The organism is Vibrio sp. ER1A (assembly GCF_000733315.1).
Lineage (GTDB): Bacteria > Pseudomonadota > Gammaproteobacteria > Enterobacterales > Vibrionaceae > Vibrio > Vibrio mediterranei.
Window position 1 is genome coordinate 1 of sequence record NZ_JPJA01000086.1, and the last position, 20,375, is coordinate 20,375.

20 protein-coding genes are annotated in these 20,375 nt (G+C 43.6%); 14 read left to right on the plus strand and 6 right to left on the minus strand.

Annotation, left to right across the window (positions count from 1 at the left end; translation table 11 throughout):
* Positions 1-72: 72 nt before the first annotated feature.
* On the plus strand, positions 73-519 hold the full coding sequence (locus HW45_RS07800) for a hypothetical protein (protein ID WP_038226092.1): 447 nt from the start codon (positions 73-75) through the stop codon (positions 517-519).
* Between the two features lie 122 nt (positions 520-641).
* Here the strand turns inward: HW45_RS07800 and HW45_RS07805 are convergent, their stop codons facing one another.
* The gene (locus HW45_RS07805) at positions 642-1,454 is read right to left on the minus strand and encodes an AraC family transcriptional regulator (RefSeq protein ID WP_038226094.1); all 813 of its coding nucleotides are present in this window, start codon (positions 1,452-1,454) and stop codon (positions 642-644) included.
* A gap of 175 nt (positions 1,455-1,629) precedes the next feature.
* Here HW45_RS07805 and HW45_RS07810 point away from each other — a divergent pair, with 175 nt between their 5' ends.
* Genes HW45_RS07810 through HW45_RS07820 form a run of 3 tightly spaced genes read left to right on the plus strand, consistent with a single transcriptional unit; the run spans position 1,630 to position 3,871 of the window.
* On the plus strand, positions 1,630-3,162 hold the full coding sequence (locus tag HW45_RS07810; RefSeq protein ID WP_081875829.1) for a sulfatase-like hydrolase/transferase: 1,533 nt from the start codon (positions 1,630-1,632) through the stop codon (positions 3,160-3,162).
* Positions 3,163-3,213: 51 nt separating this feature from the next.
* Complete coding sequence (locus tag HW45_RS07815; protein ID WP_038226096.1) at positions 3,214-3,570, plus strand: YidH family protein; 357 nt, start codon at positions 3,214-3,216, stop codon at positions 3,568-3,570.
* Complete coding sequence (locus HW45_RS07820) at positions 3,551-3,871, plus strand: DUF202 domain-containing protein (RefSeq protein ID WP_051867886.1); 321 nt, start codon at positions 3,551-3,553, stop codon at positions 3,869-3,871. Before HW45_RS07815 ends, HW45_RS07820 begins: the two co-directional genes overlap by 20 nt.
* A gap of 76 nt (positions 3,872-3,947) precedes the next feature.
* Here the strand turns inward: HW45_RS07820 and yghU are convergent, their stop codons facing one another.
* A complete protein-coding gene (yghU, locus tag HW45_RS07825; protein WP_038226098.1) occupies positions 3,948-4,808 on the minus strand; it encodes a glutathione-dependent disulfide-bond oxidoreductase in 861 nt (286 codons plus the stop codon).
* A gap of 145 nt (positions 4,809-4,953) precedes the next feature.
* A complete protein-coding gene (locus tag HW45_RS07830) occupies positions 4,954-5,829 on the minus strand; it encodes a LysR family transcriptional regulator (protein ID WP_051867889.1) in 876 nt (291 codons plus the stop codon).
* Positions 5,830-6,081: 252 nt separating this feature from the next.
* Between HW45_RS07830 and HW45_RS07835 the strand changes: the two genes are divergently transcribed.
* The 7 genes from HW45_RS07835 to HW45_RS07865 all read left to right on the plus strand — a co-directional run bounded on the left by HW45_RS07835 (position 6,082) and on the right by HW45_RS07865 (position 11,008).
* Positions 6,082-7,002 carry a DUF1989 domain-containing protein gene (locus HW45_RS07835; RefSeq protein ID WP_038226100.1) on the plus strand — a complete coding sequence of 307 codons (921 nt, stop codon included), beginning with the start codon at positions 6,082-6,084 and terminating at the stop codon, positions 7,000-7,002.
* 12 nt (positions 7,003-7,014) lie between these two features.
* Positions 7,015-7,314, plus strand: coding sequence for a hypothetical protein (locus tag HW45_RS07840; protein WP_038226102.1), 300 nt, complete (start codon positions 7,015-7,017; stop codon positions 7,312-7,314).
* A 118-nt stretch (positions 7,315-7,432) separates the two neighbouring features.
* Entirely contained in the window at positions 7,433-8,443 is a 1,011-nt protein-coding gene (locus HW45_RS07845) for a DUF1989 domain-containing protein (RefSeq protein WP_038226103.1), read from the plus strand.
* A 96-nt stretch (positions 8,444-8,539) separates the two neighbouring features.
* The gene (locus tag HW45_RS28340; RefSeq protein WP_051867898.1) at positions 8,540-9,154 is read left to right on the plus strand and encodes an outer membrane beta-barrel protein; all 615 of its coding nucleotides are present in this window, start codon (positions 8,540-8,542) and stop codon (positions 9,152-9,154) included.
* A gap of 225 nt (positions 9,155-9,379) precedes the next feature.
* Complete coding sequence (locus tag HW45_RS07855) at positions 9,380-9,571, plus strand: YqaE/Pmp3 family membrane protein (RefSeq protein WP_038226106.1); 192 nt, start codon at positions 9,380-9,382, stop codon at positions 9,569-9,571.
* A gap of 61 nt (positions 9,572-9,632) precedes the next feature.
* Positions 9,633-10,169, plus strand: coding sequence for a PadR family transcriptional regulator (locus HW45_RS07860; protein ID WP_038226107.1), 537 nt, complete (start codon positions 9,633-9,635; stop codon positions 10,167-10,169).
* Positions 10,170-10,195: 26 nt separating this feature from the next.
* Positions 10,196-11,008, plus strand: coding sequence for a hypothetical protein (locus HW45_RS07865; RefSeq protein ID WP_152559648.1), 813 nt, complete (start codon positions 10,196-10,198; stop codon positions 11,006-11,008).
* Positions 11,009-11,137: 129 nt separating this feature from the next.
* On the opposite strand, the gene HW45_RS07870 is transcribed toward HW45_RS07865, so the two are convergent.
* Together HW45_RS07870 and HW45_RS07875 are read right to left on the minus strand one after the other, a co-directional pair.
* Positions 11,138-13,057 (minus strand): PTS fructose transporter subunit IIABC, encoded by a 1,920-nt coding sequence (locus tag HW45_RS07870; protein WP_038226110.1) that lies wholly within the window; start codon positions 13,055-13,057, stop codon positions 11,138-11,140.
* Positions 13,058-13,370: 313 nt separating this feature from the next.
* Positions 13,371-14,057 carry a GntR family transcriptional regulator gene (locus tag HW45_RS07875; RefSeq protein ID WP_038226111.1) on the minus strand — a complete coding sequence of 229 codons (687 nt, stop codon included), beginning with the start codon at positions 14,055-14,057 and terminating at the stop codon, positions 13,371-13,373.
* A gap of 261 nt (positions 14,058-14,318) precedes the next feature.
* On the opposite strand from HW45_RS07875, the gene HW45_RS07880 reads away from it, so the two are divergent.
* The 3 genes from HW45_RS07880 to HW45_RS07890 all read left to right on the plus strand — a co-directional run bounded on the left by HW45_RS07880 (position 14,319) and on the right by HW45_RS07890 (position 18,884).
* Entirely contained in the window at positions 14,319-16,610 is a 2,292-nt protein-coding gene (locus HW45_RS07880; RefSeq protein ID WP_038226112.1) for a pyruvate formate lyase family protein, read from the plus strand.
* A 70-nt stretch (positions 16,611-16,680) separates the two neighbouring features.
* Positions 16,681-17,631 (plus strand): glycyl-radical enzyme activating protein, encoded by a 951-nt coding sequence (locus tag HW45_RS07885; RefSeq protein WP_051867901.1) that lies wholly within the window; start codon positions 16,681-16,683, stop codon positions 17,629-17,631.
* Between the two features lie 122 nt (positions 17,632-17,753).
* Positions 17,754-18,884, plus strand: coding sequence for an MFS transporter (locus tag HW45_RS07890; protein WP_038226113.1), 1,131 nt, complete (start codon positions 17,754-17,756; stop codon positions 18,882-18,884).
* Between the two features lie 62 nt (positions 18,885-18,946).
* On the opposite strand, the gene glgC is transcribed toward HW45_RS07890, so the two are convergent.
* Positions 18,947-20,260, minus strand: a complete 1,314-nt coding sequence (gene glgC, locus HW45_RS07895; RefSeq protein WP_038226114.1) for a glucose-1-phosphate adenylyltransferase — start codon at positions 20,258-20,260, stop codon at positions 18,947-18,949.
* Positions 20,261-20,375 lie beyond the last annotated feature (115 nt).

Here is a 20,375-nt window from a genome sequence, read left to right on the forward strand (position 1 = left end):
CGCGGGTGAATAGTTACCATTAAGCGAGTACCTGACTGGGCAGGTTGGGCGACAGTTTGCTTCGGGTTTATAGTGAGCCTGATCAGTAACAACGTTTTCAATGCACAATGGGTGTCTGAGACAATTGGTGTATCGTTGACAGGTCGAGAGTTGGGTGACTTAGGCGTAGTTATCACTCAGTTTATGCATTTAGTTATCACGGTGGGTTTCTTCTTCTGTACAGGTTTGTTCTACAAAGCACCAGTTGGAGAACGTAAACAAGCGGTAGAGCAGTTCTTTATTAATCAGAAGACGCCAATTGTTTCACCTGTGGGTATGGAAGAATCAGATATTATGCAGAGCCGTATTTTAGGCCGACTAACACTGATTTTTGGTGGTGTAATTTCTGCCTTTTTCTTAGTACCAAATGAACACTCATATTATTTCTTAGTGTGTGGATTGTTTATTGTTGCTGTTGGCGCATTGATATATTCGCAAAGCTTAGCTAACAAGCCTCAAGTTGTGAGTGTAGCAAAATAGTAATAGAGATAATTCGCTATTCTACAAACTAAATAGAAAGCCGCAAACATAGATATGTTTGCGGCTTTTTTGATTAATTAGTAGCAATGTAACGATTTTTCGTTTTAGGCAATGGCTAACACCTAGGTTTCATTAACACTTGATGGACAGACGCCAAATTCTTTTTTGAATGCTCTGCTAAAGTGAAAGCTATCGTTGAAACCTAACTCAAAGGCTACTCTCTTTACATTGGTGCCTTGGCGCTTGAGCATCATCATACTGGCATCCAATTTTAGTTTTAAGTAATACTGTTTGGGGGTAACGCTCAGATATTTCAAAAAGAGTTTTCTTAAATACTGCTCAGTATAGCCCGACTCTTGAGCGAATTGTTTTATCGAAATGTTCTGTCCGATATTTTCACTCATTTTAGCGACGATATCGGTAACAGTTTTCTCCTGACTACTCATGCGTTTTGATTGGTCGATTAGGGTTAACCACTTGTAAAACACAAATCCAAATCCCGCGACAGCTGCATTAAGTTTGATTGGTGACTTTGAGGCAATCAGTAGTTTCACTTCGCTCAAAATTTCTGGGTATGCGTCGTTTTTTAACGGAATCGGCTCTTCAAATGGAATAGGGGTAACTCCTTGCATCAAAAACTCAAACCAATTGAGATTCCAGACGATTCCATTTGTCCAGTAGCTATCTATATTTCGACTGTCTATGAATGTCACACTTGGAGCAGATACCGTAAGAACTTTCCCACTAATTAGCTGAATGCAACCACTTCCTTGAATGGTGTAAACGGCAACGATTGCATTAGGGAGCATAGGCAGGACACGGTCTCTAGGCCATTTGATATGGTAGTTAGCATCGGCTTGCACATCCCACATTGAGCGTAAGGTGATACCGCAAGAGTCAGCCGATTGTTCGATGAGCAATGGTTGATTTTTCATAGTTTCGTTTTTTACATTCAAGAGGGATTTTTACTATGGTTTATAGTAGCAACTTCCTCTAATTTTAGGAATCAGTAGTCTGTGATAAGGCGCGAATAGTAGAGCTCTATCACTTTTGTAAATATTTGAGGCCTCGATGATTTCTGACTTCTTAAACCCAAAAGAAAGAAAAGGCATGTTCTATAGAAATGAACAGAAAAAGCCGAACATAATTTTCATTACCGTGGATATGATTTCAGCGGACTGTTATCACCCAGACCGTCCTCTATCCAAGGTAATTAATACTCCAAATATCAATGCCATTGCTGACGAAGGTACTGCTTTCAGTTCGGCATTCACTCCTAGCCCGTTATGTGGACCAGCGAGGGCTGCGATTTTTACAGGAATGCATCCGCCGTACTTATCTAATGGTGAAAGAACACCTGTAGGGATGAAAGTAGATTTGGAGTTGGATGATATTATTTTCCAAGACTATTTGAAGCGGATCGGGTATTCGCTTAAGCACTCCGGTAAGTGCCATGTTGGCGTTGAAAAATTCGTGCGTACTTTTGGTGAAAACGTCCATGCCTGGGATCGATGGGGGCCACCCGTAGAAGATGATGATCGTTACCTTACTTATCTTGCCGCACAAGGGGTTCAACTTCCACAATATCGAAAAGAGCTTAGAGGCTTACAAATAGATAAGATGTCCCCCGCGAACTCTTTTGGTGGCTGGATTGAACAACAAGATGGCTCAGATTTCCCGTTAGATGCACATTACTCGGTTTTTCTTGCAAAGTTGGCTATTGACCAAATAAAAGCGTCGCGAATCCAAGCTCCAAATAAGCCTATTTTTAGTCAGTTAGAGTTTTTTGACCCTCATCAACCCTACTCTGTCCCTAGTGGTTTAGAGCAACGTTATCAGGAGATAAAAGAAGCCATTACTCTTCCTGATAGTTTTGATCTAGTAGAGCCTGACAACCCGATATATGCACTTTATCAACAGTATTGGGGTATGTATGACGAAGATATGGTCTCTGATTACATTGCTTGTCACTTGCTCCAAGTTGAAGTGGTTGATCATGCAATCGGTCATTTGATTCAGTTTTTAAAGCAGGAAGGATTGTGGGACGATACGGCGATAGTGTTTTCCGCGGATCATGGTGATATGAATGGTCGTATGGCTATGGCGGATAAAGGTTCCTATTTCCAACCTGACATCTTTCGTATTCCATTAATGATTAAGCCACCTAAGAGCGAAAGAGTTGTTGAAACCGTGAGTAAGGTGGCAGTTTCAGCGATTGATATAGCACCAACCATTCTAGGTTTTGCGGGTATTGAAATACCACCGCAGATGGAAGGTGATAGCCTATCCAAAGTGATGCAAGGAGAAGAGCGTCGGCCTCTGACGCAAGTTTATCAGACTGGAGTTCATGTTGGCTGTAATTATGGATTTGGCTTTCAGGTGGATATTGAGGATAAGAAATACTTCTATGGCTACAACGCCACTACAGGTTTCGAAGAACTGCACCATCTAGATCGTGATGATCAAACAAACCTATTGGATTCGAGTGATTACCTAATTCATAAAGAGTCTATTGTCGCGCAAGCGAAAGATTTGCTTTTATCTGATCCTCGCTGGATGGGATATTGGTCATCCTATCGTTTACACAATGCACGCTATCTTCCAGTGAGCTCGGAAGATATGCAAATGCTTAAACCAGTCTAGAATTAAAGTAACTATCAAGCGGGTTCATTCCCGCTTTTTAGGGGGCTTATTATGTCTTGGAGAAAGCAGGGTAATGACCCTGACTATAGATTTACTTTGGCAAATGAAAGAACCTTTTTAGCGTGGATTCGTACAGCGTTAGGTTTTTTTACAGCCGCTATAGCCGTTGACCAGTTGGCTAATAGTCTCAACGATGAGTTTTATAAGCCATTGATTTGTATCGCACTGCTTGCTGTATCAATTATCTGCTCGATCTTTGCTTACTCTAATTGGCGAGGAAATGAGATAGCAATGCGGCTTAACTCGAATCTTAGTTATTCAAATGCTATAAAAATCATTCCCGTCTTAATGGTGTTAGTTATCGTTGTTTTACTGAGTAGTATCTATAGTGATTCATTCATCCAATGAAGCTACGTTAAAAAGTGACGCAGGGTTACAAGTTGAACGCACGACATTGTCATGGTTCAGAACTCTGTTTGTATCCTTTTTAATCGCTCTATCTATCCTTAAGAAAGCACTAGATTATGAGGGGGGAACTTGGCTTTTTGCCTTGTTTTTTGCTTCCGCTCTAAGTATTGCTACTTACTATTCGTTGTATTTCGTATCGTCTGCATGTATTCGGCGCAAAGCTGGACGTTACAAGATCATTACCTTGTCTTTGGGCATGGCGGCATTTTTGTCTGGAGTTGGCATTGTCGTTGGCACATGACGCTATAAATATGATTTGAGAGGTTTTTGTTAAGGTTGCCACTAGCAACAAAAAGCTAATGGCAACGACTTAATATTTACTTAGGCTGCTTCGCCAATACTGCGTCAATATCAGCAGCGCTATGGCGCTCAGTGAGTGTTTCCCATTCTTCGCCCCAAGAGCGGTTAACAATACGACCACGTTTAACGGCTGGTCGTGCTGCGATGTCTTTAGCCCAGCGAATGAGGTTTGGATAGCTTTCTACGTCTAAAAACTCAGCGGCATTGTATTGGTTGTTAATCACTAGATTGCCATACCAAGGCCAAGTTGCGATATCAGCAATGCTGTATTCGTCGCCACCAAGGTATTGATTCTCAGCGAGTCTAGCGTCCAATAAATGTAACTGGCGTTTTGTTTCCATAGTGAAACGGTTAATTGGGTATTCGAACTTTTCTGGTGCGTAAGCGTAGAAGTGGCCGAAACCGCCGCCAAGATAAGGGGCAGAGCCTTGAAGCCAGAATAACCAGTTCATCGCTTCAACGCGCTTAGCAGGATCGCTCGGCAGTAAAGCACCGAACTTCTCTGCTAAATAGAGTAGGATGTTACCCGATTCAAATACTCGTACAGGTGTGTCACCGGAACGATCAAGCAGTGCAGGGATCTTTGAATTTGGGTTAACGTCCACAAAGCCAGAACCAAATTGATCGCCTTCGCCAATGTTGATTAAGTAAGCGTCATATTCAGCGTCAGATTTACCCAGAGCAAGCAGCTCTTCTAGCATGATGGTAACCTTCTGCCCATTTGGTGTAGCGAGAGAGTAAAGCTGTAAAGCATGCTCTCCAACAGGCAGCGCTTGCTCATGACGTGCTCCAGAGTCCGGCCTGTTAATGCTAGCCCATTGGCCGCCGCTTTCACTGTCGTGAGTCCAAACTTTAGGTGGGATATATTCGTTACTCATAGCATCTCCTAATGCATTGAATGGAAGCTGTTTTGCTTCATCAGAATCCGACTTGATAGAAAAATCCTAACTCGTTTTTACGGGTATCGCAAACCTTTTGAACAATCGTTCAATTATATTATATGACGAGAAAGTTGATGGTCTTTTAGTTCGGCTCTGGTTTGGTATACAAAGCTCGAATTGCGTTGTGTACTCGCCCGGACTCATCACCAATTTTCCATATCAAAGCCGCAGGAATACTCTTTTTGAGCGATGACTCAACATTGAGTTTAACGAGCTGTCCTGAAGTAATTTGCGGTTGAATAAAGGGTTCAACCGCCATTCCCCAGCAAGTTCCATAGGCGATAGCCGTTTTGGCGGCGGATATAGATTCACACTCCCAGACGTTGGCTGAGACGGTGGTATCTTTAGCTTTGGCGTCATGGGAAAGATAGGCTTGCCTGTGACGTTGCAAGTCCACGAGTGTCACTTTTTCCAGTTTGGCTAATGGGTGTTCTGGACTAGCGACGTATAGCAGCTCCGCTGAAGGCAGTGCGATGGATCCGAGATTGCTAAATATAGGTTGCTCTAGCAGAGTGAAACCAATGTTGGCCTCACCTTTTACTACTGACGCAATAACTCCGGAGGAAGGCTTCTCGACCAGTTTGAGTTTAAGCTTTGGAAATTTGTCGGCGAGCAACGTCAGAATCTCTTTTTCCATCGGAACGCTGTAAACACTATCCAGCGCCAAGGTAAATTCCGTTTCTTCTTTCGGGTCAAGTTCGTTAGCCAAGCGCTCAAAATTCTCACATTGTGCTAAGACAAGTTTGGCCTCTTTCAGAAGAACCTCACCAGCCGCTGTCAAGGTAGGGTTTCGCGTGGAACGATCAAACAACGCTTGGTTAACATCTAACTCTAAATTGGAGATGGTCATGCTTATTGCTGAATGAGTTTTTTTCATTTTCCTAGCTGCGGCAGAAAAAGAGCCGGTTTCCGCAGCGAGAACGAATGCCTGAAGTTGGAGTAGATTAACAGTTAACATGTCAGTAAAACTTACATCTCAGTTCTTGATCTTGTAGATAACACTTAATGTTAGGTGAATTCATGAGCTTTGCAACTCGGGGTAGCTGCTAAGGTCTTTGTTTTTAACTGTCAATTTTTCTTAAGGTTTACTGAATTTGTATTTCAGAAAAAATGACTAATATAGGCGTTGTCAGAGGGGAAACGGCAACATCGTTTTGACAATACATAGTTGAACGGACGCGCTTTATTATAGTTAGAGAAGGTAAAGACCATGACAACTGACATCAAATCTGTATACAACGAAGACATTGACCCAGTAAAAACCTATGAGCGTAAAGTCTCACCAAACGTCGCTTTCTATGAAGACGTTCGTGGCACTAAAGCTAATGGCACACGCCAGCATGTTTATGATGACGTGTTGTTACCTCACACGGGTAATGCATTTTTGGTGAAAGCAGGTCAGGTCATTCGTTTTGAACAGCGTCCAAGCTTACACAATAATCGCACTCAAATTATTGACGTTCATTTCGTCACCCCAGATCTTGAACAATATGGTGACCACCTAAATACCAGCGCGGTAGAAGGGCTGAATCAAAGGTTGTACAGCGCTGTCTGGTCACAAAGCCGTTACATGGAGAAAATCGTAACCTTGGTTGAAGATGAGTTTCCATATGAAAAAATGGATGAAGATTTTAGTCACATCTTCTTTGCAGCGCACTGCTGCCCTGAATGGCTACATATGTGCTATGGCGAAGAAGGCAACGTGAATAGCTGCCAAGAGAACTTTATTCAAGGTTTCAACCGAGTCCCGGCAATTGCAGCTATTGAAAATGAAACGCTACGACGTCAAGTGGTACAAACCTTTGCTGACCGAAATGATGTGAACATGTTTCAACCAAATAAATTCACTCAAGACGACAATGGTATTACGCGCTGTGTCTTAGCCCCTACGCCGACGGTTGACGATGGTGTCGGCTGTGAGTTCTATGCTGAAAAAGACATATATGTAGTGGTAAGTAATTGTCCTTATGCAGACCAAGCATTGCCTTATCCGGAGGCTCGTCCAAACCCAGTGTATGTGAGTGTTTATGACACGGGAATTCAACCGGAAACCAAACACTTGGGAGAGATTGGTGGTTGGGAAGAGCGAATCTACCAACGCATTGCGACCAAAGATAACTCGATTAAATAGAGAGGGGTCTTTATGTCGAATCAACCAGACTCAAATCTAACAATGTTGGTTGATACTCCGATAAAGAAGGCGGCGCTGGTTGCCTTCATTATCACCAACATAGGGATGTTTGCTGTGCCAGCAGGACTTGGAGCGCTAGGTGCTTCAATGAGTTGGTCAGCAGAACAAACGGTATCGATAGTCGGCATTGGGTTTGCCATTAATGAAGTCATTTTATTTGGCTCCATCGCCATTCTAGGAAAGCCCCTCGTGGGCTTGATAAAGCGCAAGATTAAGACGTTGTTTAAATCTTCAAAGCGCAATAGTAAGTAACAGACATCAATCTTTTAAAGGACAAAAACTGAGCAAGGACGCTTACTAAATTTCTGAAGTCGAGCCAGGAACCCTCGGCCGTAGCCTACATGGATGTTGCAATCATAGGTAAATACTTATGTGCCATAAACATGTAAATCAAGTAGAAAACTTCGACTCTAGTTATAACTCTGATGTTGATCCAGTCGAGACGTTTGCGAGAGCAATTAGCCCAGACTTGGACTTCTACCAAAAAGTGAGAGCGACTAAGTCTGGTAAAAAACGTCAATTGGTTTACACGGACGTACTTGAAGCGGAAACCGGTAATGCCTTCTTAGTTAAAAAAGGTCAGGTTATTCGTATTGAGCAGCGTCCAAACGCAGAAGGCAACAATGGTCGTACTCAGATTATGGACGTGCTGATGGTGACTCCCGACTTAGAGCAATACAGCTGTCATTTAAGCTCTACAGCTGTTGAAGGGCTTAACCAAAGACTCTATTCCGGTATTTGGTCTCAAAGCCGTCATTTCGAAAAGATGGCGACGCTGGTGGAAGATGAGTTCCCATATGACGAATTACCAGAAGGTTTCTCGCATATTTGGTTAGCGGCGCATTGTTCTCCTGAGTTGATTGGATTGGCACAAGGTAAAGAAAACGTGCGTAACTCTTGTCATGAGAACTTTATTCATGGCTTTGGGCGAATTCCTGCCATTGCTAACATTGAAGATGACACCTTGCGTCAGGAAGTGATTCAATTTTTCTCGGACCGTAATGATTGGAATATCTTTCAAGGCAATCGCTTTACCCAAGATGAGAACAGAATTACGCGAGCTCGAATGTGTCCAACCCCACCTGTGAAAGATGGAACGGCGATTGAGTGGTACGCAGAAAAAGATCTGTATGTTGTGATTTCAAACTGTCCTTATGGAGACCAACACACTTGCTATTCAGAGATTAAGAATAACGATGTGTTTATTGAAGTGTATGACACGGGTATTGCGCCTATACACGGCGAAGCCACTAAGCGGATTCAAGGTTGGGAACAAGCTGCATTGGAGCGTGTTGCCAAGCGCGACCAAACGCTAGCCCATGATTGCCCAGTCGACGAGATTAAACTACCTGTCGAATTAGCCCACTTAGCTTCAAGGTAGTACATACCTCTTCCTCCTTCTTCCCCCGCTTTTTAGCGGGGTTAGGCGGTTGAACTTGCGCTATTTGCGCGTCATTTCTAAAGACAGAGGTAGTAAATGAAAAAAGTACTGTTAGTTGCATTGGTAACGGGTTTCTCGAGCATGGCTCAAGCAAGCAATGACTATGCTGGTTTGCGTATCGGGGCCGGAGCAACAACAGGGATGAAAGTGGATGGGGTAGGGACACTAAAGGCACAGCCAAAAATAGAGGTTGGTTATGATTTTAATCGGATTTTCTCGGTTAATGGTTCATTAATGAGGTTTGACGGTGAGCACAATCAGTACTCATCTAAGGCGTTGTATGGTGGCAAGACGGATGGCTACGATGCGCGAATTGAAGGTGAAATAGGTTATGCTTTTAATATCGCAGATGGGTGGGACCTAAAGCCTTATGCTGCTTTTGGCGGTGCACACGTAAGTGGTTCTATTGAGTCGCACAATGTGGGACTTTTAGTCGCTATTCCTAGCGACACCCAAGATAATATTGACTCGTATAGTGGCAATTTTTCAGGAAATTATCTGACGTCTGCTGCGGGCTTAAGGCTAACAACGCCGGTGGGGATCTATGCAGATGCAAGAGTACAAAGTCTTTATATGACCGGAAACCAAGAAGTGCGAACCCCAGTGAAAGAGAACGCCCAATTTGGTTTTACCGTAGGGTTTAAATTCTAAATGCACTGCCAGGGGAGATCGCCTGATTTCCTCTGGTTTTGTTTTTAGGTTGCCGTAATTTATTGGTGCATTGGCGAGTTCGCGGATTCAAATAGATGCCAACCTATTAAGAATGAAGGAAACAAAGCAAGAATAATCGGACATCAATGTTTTCGAGTGAAAGATATACTAGTGCAATATTTTCAATGGTAGATGACCAACTTTTTGGTCAATAGGTAAACACTAATGAGACTATTACTAGCGATTCTTATTCCATGGTTGCAATTTTTCACGATCGGAAAACCTGTAGCGGGGGTGGTCTGTTTGATTCTGCAAATAACTTTAATTGGTTGGATACCTGCGGTTATTTGGTCTGTGTACGCACTGAATCAATACGAAACAGATAAAAAAATAAATGTTGCCTTAGATGATGAATAGAGAAGGTTTTGAACTTAGCTCTAGAGAATCTTAAACCAACTCCTTGAATCATCTGGCGAATATGGCACTTAAATACATTTTATTGACTCACCTTAGTACAAAAGCGATGAATGGCGCGACATTAGTTCGAACTATTAATGCCTTACCATACTGGAAAGTTAACTCTCAACAGGTATACACCGAACTAAAACGAATGATCTCGCACGGTTGGATTAGTATGAGTACGACCGAGCACAGCTATCAGCCAAGAGAACGACAATATATAGTTGAAAAAGAGGGGAGAGAAGCACTTGCCAATTGGCTCGGGCGAAAACTAGCATTCCCAGCAATACGAGATGAGCTGTGCTCAAAATTGATGGCAAGCGTAAGTATGGATTCTAGTGATATCTTACATTCACATTTGCTCAGTGGTTTGCACCAAACTCAACACGCACTGAACAACGTTCTGCTTTATCTCGAAAATGTTGCTCATGACAGGAAGAAAACTTCTTCCGCTAAGCTTCAATGTAAACAACTGCAAGCACGAATCCAGTGGCTAAACGAATGCATTGATGAAGCGTCAGCGCGAGAGGTCGTGATGGTTCCAGAAGTGCTGTAGAGGGATTCGCCCTGGGAATGTACTTTTTGCTGACTTCTCACTACAAACGGTTCGTTCTAACCGTCTTACCTATCTATAGCTTCCCACTGCTAGCGGTTGAGCATGAAAGTGCGGTTACCGAGTATGTGCAAGAGCGTTGTGATACAACGCGATACTCATCATTTTTGCCGCTACTATCATCAGACTGTCCTATTGGTAAGGGGCTGTATGGAAATGATCAACCTGACGAAAAGCCGGCTTTTTATTGGGTTCAATGTGGGGCCTCTTCTAAACCATTTCATGTTGACGATACTCACCGAAAGGTGGCAATTGCTACGCAAAGCAACCTAGTGCAATCTTTTGATGGAGAGTACTATCGATGCTTGAGTGGTCCTTACTCTCAATATATCGATGCCAAGGTAGTTGGACGTTATATTTCTAGTCTGATTAAAAAAGAGACTTTTCTCCGGCAGCACGTTTTAATCTCTGCGAATCATAGTCAAATGACTTCAGTCCTTAAGAGTTACAACGAATCAAAGGTTGTTCTTGAGAATCAGCAACAGGTTGGCGAACAGGTCTTCTTTATTCCCACCTATCCGGAAAGTCGACGCACTTCTAACTGGGAAGTCAATCAACGTTGGCAGCGTTTTTCCTATGAAGTAGCGAAGCAGACGGGCCAATCGCTAAATGCAAGTTTAGTAACTAAGCCGGATATTGAAGCTCTAAAACGTCATATTGATGTGGCTGCATGGCCCACAGCTTTACCCTTTTGGCTAGATGAGGAACAAGCCGCGTTTCTTAGTGGAAAAAGCGTATCTGCTACTCCAAAATCGAAACTCTATTTAATGTGTAAACGATAACCCGGACTGTCATGATTGCAGTGAGCCGACCTGTGCGTATTTGGCTAAACTAAAAAGCCAGCAGAGTTCACTGCTGGCTTATGACGTAGCATGGTTACTAATGGTTGAGACTACGAATATGCAAGGGACTTAGCTCATTGCTAACTGTGTCGCTTGCTCTTTTTGCGCTTTGTTATAGCGAATCTTCTTCAGCGTAATCGCAACAGCGGCCGTAGTAACAACACCGATAGCCATTGCGAGCAATGCTAGAACAGGTTTGTTGAACGCACCAAGTAGAACGACGATTGGACCACCGTGTGCAACGTTACAAGTTAGACCGAATGTAAAGCCAAGCACACAAGCTACTGCTGAACCAATCATGTTCGCAGGAATTACAGCAAATGGGTCACGTGCAGCGAACGGAATAGCGCCTTCGGAGATACCGACCATACCCATAGCGGTTGCTGCTTTTGCGTTTTCGACTTCTTCACGTTCGAACAGTTTCATGCGGCTACCGAGGAATGCAGCTAATGCCATACCTAATGGAGCAACTGGAATGGCTGCCGCTTGTGCCCCCATAAACTGAGTTTGTCCTTCGGCAATCAGACCAACACTGAATAGGAAGGCGACCTTACCAAATGGACCACCCATATCGAAACCTTGCATCAAACCGATGACCAAACCAATGATGATTACGTTACCGGTTGATAAGTTCGCTAGGACGTTGTTCATGGTTTCCATGATGCCTGCGATTGGGGCTCCGATGATGAAAATGAATACGGCGGCAATAAAGAGCGAACCAGCAATTGGCGCGATCATAATAGGAACGAGTGGTTGAATCATCTTCGAGTAATTGAAGCTGACAATCCATTTCACGAAGTAACCAACCAAGAGACCAGCAATGATTGCACCAATAAAACCTGTACCAGCATCAGCGTCATAGAATGAACCGTTGTTGGCAATCCAGCCACCAATGAGGCCCGGTGCAAGCCCTGGACGGTCCGCGATAGCGTAAGCAATATAACCGGCTAGAACCGGAATCATTAGGGTGAAGCCGACCACACCGACATCAAGGATCTTGTTCCACAAACTGCCTTCAGGAATAGCAAGGCCGCCCGGTGTTGGTTCTCCGCCGATAGCTAGGGAAATGGCAATCAAAATACCGCCGACGACTACAAATGGGATCATGTGAGATACGCCATTCATTAGGTACTTGTATAGGTCTTTGCCTGACCCACCAGGACTCGTTGTCGCTTGGCTCGCGCTAGACTTACCATCGCCCGCATAGAGAGGGGCGGCAAGGGCTTGTTCAATCAACTTGTCAGCATCTTTGATAGCTTTTTTGACGCCAGTGATAATAACGCGTTTGCCTTTAAAGCGATTAAGATCAACTTGTTTATCGCAAGCCACAACAATGGCATCTGCACGAGCAATTTCTTCTTCGGTAGGGATGTTTTTAACACCGACAGAGCCGTTTGTTTCAACTTTGCACTCGTACCCCATTTCGGCGGCAGCATTTTCGATGCCTTCTGCTGCTAAGTAAGTGTGTGCAACCCCTACCGGACAACCCGTCACACCAATAATAAAGCCTTTGGTAGCGGCGACAGTTGGTGCCGATGCTTTGTCGTCTGCCACTAATAAGGCAAGCGCCTCTTCATTAGATGTCGTGCTTCGTAGGTTTTCTAAAAATGTAGGCTCAACTATCTTTGAAGATAATTTTGCAAGGACTTCGACATGGAAGTTGCTCGCTTTTTCAGGCGAAGCAATCATAAAGAAGATATTAGAAGGTTGTCCGTCTTCTGAGCCGTATTCGATGCCTTGTTTGCTGATACCAACGGCAATCGCTGGTGAAACAACTGAGGCGCTCTTGGCATGTGGCAGTGCAATGCCATCTTCAAAACCTGTGTTACCAGTTTCTTCGCGTGCCCAGACATCTTTCACAAATTGTTGTTTGTCAGATACTTTGCCAGCATTGACTAGCACATCTGCTAATTCATTGAATACCGCGTCCTTGTCGGTTGCCGCCAAATCAAGCTTGATTAGCTGCGCGTTTAGGATCTCTTTCATCATAATGTAGATCTCTTCTTGGTAGGGATTTTTAATTTATGTATTTACAAATTTAAAATAATCTTAGTAATGGTTTTGTAGATAGAGATTGATCTAAATCATTATATTGTGTGTGGGTATTCTGATTTGTGGTGAACTGTGAGGTGGATAACGAATATTGGAAACCAAAGTGCTTTCAAAATCACAAAAATATTTGTTAAGTCAAGTGGTGGGTTTTGACTGGGCTTTAACCAAAGGTGTGGGGTAGTTGAGGACAGAGCACAGGCGGTTTTAATAGGATGAAACCGCCAATAAGGTGGGTTAACTGACTGATAAATCAGCGTATTGATACAGTGGTCAGTTCGTTTGAAGCCAAGGTTTCAATTGTGTATTGCGCAAGTACTGAATGCAGGAGATACACATTATGTTGGATAGAAAGGCACAAGTGTCCGGGTTCGACTCTTAGCAGGAATGCTTCTTTATCATTCAGCATCTTGCCGGAGATGGTTTTTGCATCATGACTTATGTTATGCCCTGCAACTTGCTCCACGTAGGTAAGAACAGAGTGCTCACAATGAGCTTCTGTAAAATCAGGAAATAAACTCTTAGGCATCCAAGTTTCTTCAAGAATAGCGGGTTCACCATTGATAATACGCATTCGTTTGAAGTGATGAAGACTGGCGCCAACGTCTAAACGAAACTTATCTGCAAGTGATTGATTTGCAAGGACTGAACTAAATTCTAGCACGATGTTTTTTAGGTCCGTATCCTTGTTTATTCGCTCAGAAATACTGGTTAAATTATTGTCTTGATAGAATTCTGGCGGATTAACAAAAATCCCAGAGCCTTGTCTGGAGTGCACAAAAGACTCTTGTTTTAACTTCTCAATCGCTTTTCTTAATGTCGGGCGACTGACGCCAAATTTATCTGATAGTGCGTGCTCACCTTCGAGCTGAGACCAAGCTGGAGAAAGGCCGTTGATAATGTCAGCCTTGATTGCTTGATAAACTTCTACGTATTTCATTACTTCATTTACAACTATACAAATTGCTGACCAAAGCCTCTTAACCCTATACCTGTCAACACATATCTGGCAAGAGGTATCGAGAGACTATCCGTTAATACTTAAGATGTTACCAGAAAAGCCCATTCCAAAACAAAGTGGTTAGTAACATTTTTTGATGCATGATCTCGATCATCATTTTGGCAAAATCAATAATATTTGTATTTACATATTTTTGGTGTGGATTTATGGTTATCTCATAAAGATACGAGGAGCCCTACCATGTCATCCAAAATCGAAAATAATCCAAGCCAAGTAGACGTAAACAAGAAAATTCCATGTGAGAAGCCCGCAATAATGCAGCTTGAAATTATGGAAGCGTATACGCGAGCCCATCAAAGCGAAGAAAATCTTTATAAACGAGAAGTGGCTTGCTTGTCTGAACTCTATCCTGTGTTGTTCCGCCAAATCGAATCGGAAGATATCGTCGTGGGTCGTCTAGACGCTCTGCCTATTGGTTTTGGTAGTGTGACTTCTGTAGGGGGCGTGGGTCACTACTGTAATTTTGACAAACTTGAAGCCTTTAAAACGGAACTCTCTTCTGAAGATCACAGTCGAGTAGACGTATTGTTGGATTACTGGAAAGAGAGAGATACGCGCTCCATTTACTTCCGACAAACGTTAACCGACACCACACTTGGTAAGTTTGTTGACGTAAACTACCCTGCTATTGCTACAGCGCGCCTTAGCGGCATGTACCTTGATTACAATAAGCTGATTGATAATGGTATCGGCGGTATGCGCCGCCTAATTGGTGACAAGCTCGATTCTGCTCGCGCTTGTGACGATAAAAAAGCTATTGCGCTGCATGAATCCTTCTTGGGTTGCTTTGATATTGTTGAGCAGGTCATTGATCATCACATCAAGCTGTGTGCAAAACAGCTTGAAGTCACCACAGACTTAACGCGCAAACATCAAATGAATGATTTGATAGATGCGCTCAATGCCATTCGTAATGACAAACCACAAACATTCTTACAAGGTATCCAGCTCTCATGGTTGTATAGCTTATGTTCTGGGGTGGTTAACTTTGGTCGTATGGATGATTATTTAGGTGATTTACTAGTAGCTGACTTGGAGGCTGGGCGCATTACCGAACGTCAGGCCATCAATTATATTCGATCACACTATCGCCTTATTGAAGCTCGTAAAACCACGGTTAATGGTCGCGTCGTTGTCGGAGGTCTTGGGCGACGTAATCCTGAAACCGCGGATGTTTATTGCAAGCTTGCGATTCAGGCAGTGCGTGAGAACAAAGATACTGAGCCGCAGTTTACGCTTCGAATTTACAAAGGGATGAATCAGGATGTTTACCAAGATGCCCTAGAAGCGATTGGCGAAGGGCTGACCTATCCGATTCTTTATAATGATGATGTGAACGTACCTGCCGTAATGAACTCGATGCAGATTTCCGAACAAGATGCACAACACTATGTTCCATTCGGCTGTGGTGAGTTTGTGTTATCTGGTAAAAGTGTTGGAACTCCGAATACGTGTATCAACATCCTCAAAATTCTCAACATTTCGCTGACTGGTGGCACGGATTTCTGGGACGGTCAAAACAAAAGTGGTGGTACCTCGTTATTACAACCTGAGCAGGTCACAAGTTTTGATGATGTGGTTAAGAACTACAAAGATCTGCTGGATTTCTATATTGAACAGACTTCGAAAGCTCAAGCATTCTCTTATCAAGTGATGAATCAGGAAGTGGGTTTCCTATTTACCAGTATTTTGACTGATGACTGTATTGGCCGCAGTAAGGCTCTACTGGATGGCGGCGTATATAAGCTTGGTGGTACTAACGAAACGTACGGCAACACCAACGCTTACGATTCTTTAGCGGCAATCAAAAAAGTCATCTTTGAGGACAAAAAATACAGTTATAGCGAGCTTATCCAGGCACTGCGCGTTAATTTTGATGGTTATGATCGTATGAAATATGATCTGATCAACGCACCTAAGTTTGGTAATGATGATGCGTATGTCGATGATATTGCTGTGGAAATGCACGAGTACATCTGCAACGGCATTAAAGATTCCGCGGCAAAGGTGGGTATGGACAGCTACTTAGTCGTTATCATCAATAACCAAGTGAACACAGAGTGGGGACGTGCAACCAGCGCGTCGGCAGATGGCCGTCACACTGGCGTTTATATGAGTAATGCCAACAATCCACAAAGTGGTGCTGATAAGAATGGACCAACGGCGATGCTAAACTCGCTGGCAAAATTGAAAGCTGAGGTACACGCTGGTTCGGTGCAAAACATGAAATTCAGTAAGAATATGTACCAAAACAAACGGATGATCGTTGAAGCTTTACTGGATGGCTACTTTGAACAGGGCGGGCCACAAATTATGGTTAGTGTAGTTGGCAAAGGTGAGCTTGAAGACGCTTATCATAATCCCGAAAAATATCCGAATCTTGTGGTTCGTGTGGGTGGATTTAGTGCCAAATTCGTCAACCTAGATAAAGACGTACAGCTAGAAATTTTAAATCGCACGCTTAACGACTAAACACCTCCGATTGGGCGAACACGGCAGTATAGGTTCGCCCTTTTTTCTTGCGACAGTTATGAGGCAGCACATGCTCATCAAAGACTCTACTTCTCACATATCCTTCGCTCAATCATCAACTACAGGTGTGGTATTCGACATTCAGAAATTCAGTGTCAATGACGGTCCAGGTGTTAGAACGGCAGTGTTTATGAAAGGTTGCCAAATGAAGTGTGTGTGGTGCCACAATCCTGAGTCACTGAGCGCTCAGAAACAGCTCGCGTTCAATGCGGATAAATGTGTTGGTTGCCGTCGCTGCGAGCAAGTATGTCCTAACAATGTACATAGTGTTGATGCTGAAGGTAACCACAACGTTGATTTTGAAGCTTGCCAAATCTGTGGTCAATGCGTTGATGCTTGTATGCAAGATGCACTCAAGATTTATGGGAAGGAGATGACAGTAGAACAGGTTTTTGCTGAGGTCATTAAAGACAAGGTGTATTTCGAAAAGTCAGGCGGCGGAATTACGCTATCTGGTGGGGAAGCGCTTAAGCAATTCGAGTTCTGTTTAGCGTTGGCGAAAATGTGCAAAGCTAATGGTGTGCATGTATGTATTGAAACCAATGGTGCTTCCAAAACGGATTATTATCGAATGATAGCACCGTATGTTGATCTGTTTCTATTTGACTACAAGGCCACCGGAGATGAGCTTCATAAAACGCTAACGGGTATGACCCGCCGCTTGGTAGATACCAACCTTCAGCTGCTTAGCGAAATCAACGCATCAGTGATTCTACGTTGCCCTATGATCCCCGGTTACAACCTTTCCGATGACCACTTTGCAGCAATAGCAAAGCATGCGAAGTCTATGACAAATATCCAAAAGGTCGAGGTGCTTCCTTATCATAATTTCGGCAAAGGAAAAGCGACCGAAATTGGCAAAACGTATGGTGTAGATGCGAAAATGCCTGACGACGAAGAAGTAAACTCTTGGATTGAATCGATAAAACGCTATGGAGAGATTAACGTTACGCTGAGTTAGTTGTGAACTTTTGTTATCTAGACATTAAGGGGAGCTACGATTAGAAGGGTAGATACACTGCCAACTTGATACTTTTATTACTTGCTATGACTAATCAGCAAAGAAATAACCTCGCAATTCTCATGTATCTGCTCATCTCACTAGGCGGGATAGTAGTGGATATTGTGGTGCCATCTCTTCCTTCCATCAGAACTGAATTTTCGGCTACTGAAACGTTGACTCAATGGTCATTTACGTCAGCAATGTTGGGGTTTGGCCTTGGGCAGCTGGTTGCTGGTTTCATTGTCGATGCATACGGCCGCAAGACACCAATGCTTATTGGAGTCTTCCTGCTGGTGACTGCTTTACTCCTATCCATTATTTCTCCCAATATCTACGGCTTAATCGTACTTCGACTCATTGAAGGGCTTGCTGTGTCTTTCGTTTGTGTTGGAGGCAGGGCAGTGATCAAAGATATGTATCATGGAGCGGAGTATCTGAAAGCGGTTAACTGGATTACGATTTCGTTTGCGATGGGAATTACCTTGTCTCCGTTTGTAGGTGGTCATTTAGAATCTATGTTTGGTTGGCAATCGGTCTTTATTGCGCTGGCAATCTGGGTCTCATTAGGAGGCGTTTTTCTTTGCTTGTTTTTTCGTGAAACACTGCAAATTGTGCAGCCATTACGAGGGGAGCAAATTAAAAGCAATCTTACCGAGATCGTCTTAAATCGAAACTTTCAACGTACAGCCATCATTTGTGGCGTTTTCTACAGTATTTTGCCAGCGTTCAATACTGTCGGCCCTTTTATCATCCAATCTCGTTTGGGTTATAGTCCGGTGTTTTATGGCAATATTGCCTTAGCGTTGGGTGCGTGTTGGTTGCTAGGTAATTTGGCGAATCGTTTTTTATTTAGTGTATCCGCTGAACGAAAAACTAACTTTGCAATCACTGCGTCGCTAGTCGCGTTAGTGATTGGTATGTCATTTCAATATATTTATGGATTGAATTTGTTGGCGTTCTTGTTGCCAGTTGCCGTGATTATAGTTTCTCTGGGAATGCTATTTCCGTTATATCTGGGAAAGGCGTTATTACCCTTCCCGCATATTGCCGGTGTGGCTAATGCCATTGTTTTTTCGGGTAGTTGGTTGTGTACGGCGTTGGTCTCGTTTGTTGCTTCGACTTTGCCTGTCGGTTCTGCATTTCCGCTTCTGGGGCTTTACTTTGTGCTACTTGTGATGGTGGTAGTTATAAAGAACTCGCGCAGCGTATAGTCTCATCGATACAAAAAACGCCCTAGGAAAAGGGCGTTTTGATAGAGAAATGCGAGAAGCCGTTATGCGGTTTGAGTGCTTTTCTCATCTTCGGAAACGAGAGGGCTGTCCTCTTTCAGCGGGAACATGTCCTGAGTGACGAGGACGATGCCTTCGTCAGTAACAGTAAAGCGCTGCTTATCCAGTTCCACGTCAAAGCCGATTTCCATACTGTTTGGAATGTGACAGTTTTCGCCGACAATCACTTTCTTCAGCTTGCAGTTTTGTCCTACCGAAGCACTTGGCAGCAAAATGCTGTCAGTGATTTCGGTAAAATCATCGATGCGAACATCAGAAGAGACCAAAGTATGTGTAACCTGTGCACCCGAGATAATTGCTCCGGCGCAAACCACTGAGTCTACGGCATACCCACGACGATTTGGGTCATTAAACAGAAACTTAGCTCCAGGACGCTGAACTTGGTTGGTCATAATAGGCCAGCTCTTGTCATAGATATCTAGTTCTGGTGTCGGAGCGAGTAAGTCCATCGTGGCAGCATAATATTCATCTACATGACCGACATCTCGCCAATAGCCATTGGCGCCCGGATGACCACGTTCTGTAAACACATAGCCTTTGAGATTGCTGCGACCGATAAGACTAGGGATGATGTTGTGTCCGAAATCGTGCTTATAGTCAGGACAGGTAAGAGCCTGACGCAATTCAGCATCTAGAACGTCTACGTTAAAAATGTAGATGCCCATTGAAATGAGAGCCTTAGAGTCATCGTTAGGCATAGGGGTTGGGTTTGCTGGTTTCTCTACAAAGTTGATGATATCGCCTTCGTCGTTTAATCCCATTACGCCAAATTCAGATGCTTGCTCGATGGGTTTTTGAATACAAGCCACGGTGACATCAGCGCCGCTTTCCACATGGAAGTTGATCATTCGAGAGTAGTCCATCTTGTAGATATGGTCTCCACCAAGAATCAAGATGCGCTCAGTTTGATCGTGTCGTTTTATCAGGTCGAGGTTTTGGTAGATAGCGTCCGCGGTGCCTCGATACCAGTTTTCGCCAACACGTTGTTGCGCAGGAATGATATGGACACCTTCACCTAAGGCAGAATAGGACGATTGCCAACCTGATTGTATATGGCTAATTAGGTCCTGAGCCATGTACTGAGTGAGTACACCAACTTTGCGGATACCAGAGTTAATACAGTTTGATAAGGCAAAGTCGATGATTTTGAATTTGCCGCCAAATGAGACCGCTGGTTTAGCAATAGTTGAGGTGAGTTCTTTAAGCCGTGTTCCCTTACCTCCCGCTAGGATCATCGCGGTGGTATTACGAAGACGAGCGTTACTAGAAATGTGGGAATATTGATTTTCCTTCGGCATTGTATAACTCCTTATATTACAAGCACAAAAGACGTTTCGGAGGAGTGTGGCTGTCGTCGTCCTTCTTTGGGACGGTTATTTGTCGACTCTCACGCTCGAAGGTAAGGAAACTCAA

Bases quoted from the DNA above. Each gene is read 5' to 3' on its own strand.
- HW45_RS07810 (WP_081875829.1), top strand. From the start codon at position 1,630: ATGTTCTATAGAAATGAACAGAAAAAGCCGAACATAATTTTCATTACC.
- HW45_RS07840 (WP_038226102.1), top strand. From the start codon at position 7,015: ATGTCGAATCAACCAGACTCAAATCTAACAATGTTGGTTGATACTCCG.
- HW45_RS28340 (WP_051867898.1), top strand. From the start codon at position 8,540: ATGAAAAAAGTACTGTTAGTTGCATTGGTAACGGGTTTCTCGAGCATG.
- HW45_RS07815 (WP_038226096.1), top strand. From the start codon at position 3,214: ATGTCTTGGAGAAAGCAGGGTAATGACCCTGACTATAGATTTACTTTG.
- HW45_RS07875 (WP_038226111.1), bottom strand. From the start codon at position 14,057: ATGAAATACGTAGAAGTTTATCAAGCAATCAAGGCTGACATTATCAAC.
- HW45_RS07870 (WP_038226110.1), bottom strand. From the start codon at position 13,057: ATGATGAAAGAGATCCTAAACGCGCAGCTAATCAAGCTTGATTTGGCG.
- HW45_RS07860 (WP_038226107.1), top strand. From the start codon at position 9,633: ATGGCACTTAAATACATTTTATTGACTCACCTTAGTACAAAAGCGATG.
- HW45_RS07845 (WP_038226103.1), top strand. From the start codon at position 7,433: ATGTGCCATAAACATGTAAATCAAGTAGAAAACTTCGACTCTAGTTAT.
- yghU (WP_038226098.1), bottom strand. From the start codon at position 4,808: ATGAGTAACGAATATATCCCACCTAAAGTTTGGACTCACGACAGTGAA.
- HW45_RS07890 (WP_038226113.1), top strand. From the start codon at position 17,754: ATGTATCTGCTCATCTCACTAGGCGGGATAGTAGTGGATATTGTGGTG.
- HW45_RS07805 (WP_038226094.1), bottom strand. From the start codon at position 1,454: ATGAAAAATCAACCATTGCTCATCGAACAATCGGCTGACTCTTGCGGT.
- HW45_RS07830 (WP_051867889.1), bottom strand. From the start codon at position 5,829: ATGTTAACTGTTAATCTACTCCAACTTCAGGCATTCGTTCTCGCTGCG.
- HW45_RS07885 (WP_051867901.1), top strand. From the start codon at position 16,681: ATGCTCATCAAAGACTCTACTTCTCACATATCCTTCGCTCAATCATCA.
- HW45_RS07835 (WP_038226100.1), top strand. From the start codon at position 6,082: ATGACAACTGACATCAAATCTGTATACAACGAAGACATTGACCCAGTA.
- HW45_RS07880 (WP_038226112.1), top strand. From the start codon at position 14,319: ATGTCATCCAAAATCGAAAATAATCCAAGCCAAGTAGACGTAAACAAG.
- glgC (WP_038226114.1), bottom strand. From the start codon at position 20,260: ATGCCGAAGGAAAATCAATATTCCCACATTTCTAGTAACGCTCGTCTT.
- HW45_RS07855 (WP_038226106.1), top strand. From the start codon at position 9,380: ATGAGACTATTACTAGCGATTCTTATTCCATGGTTGCAATTTTTCACG.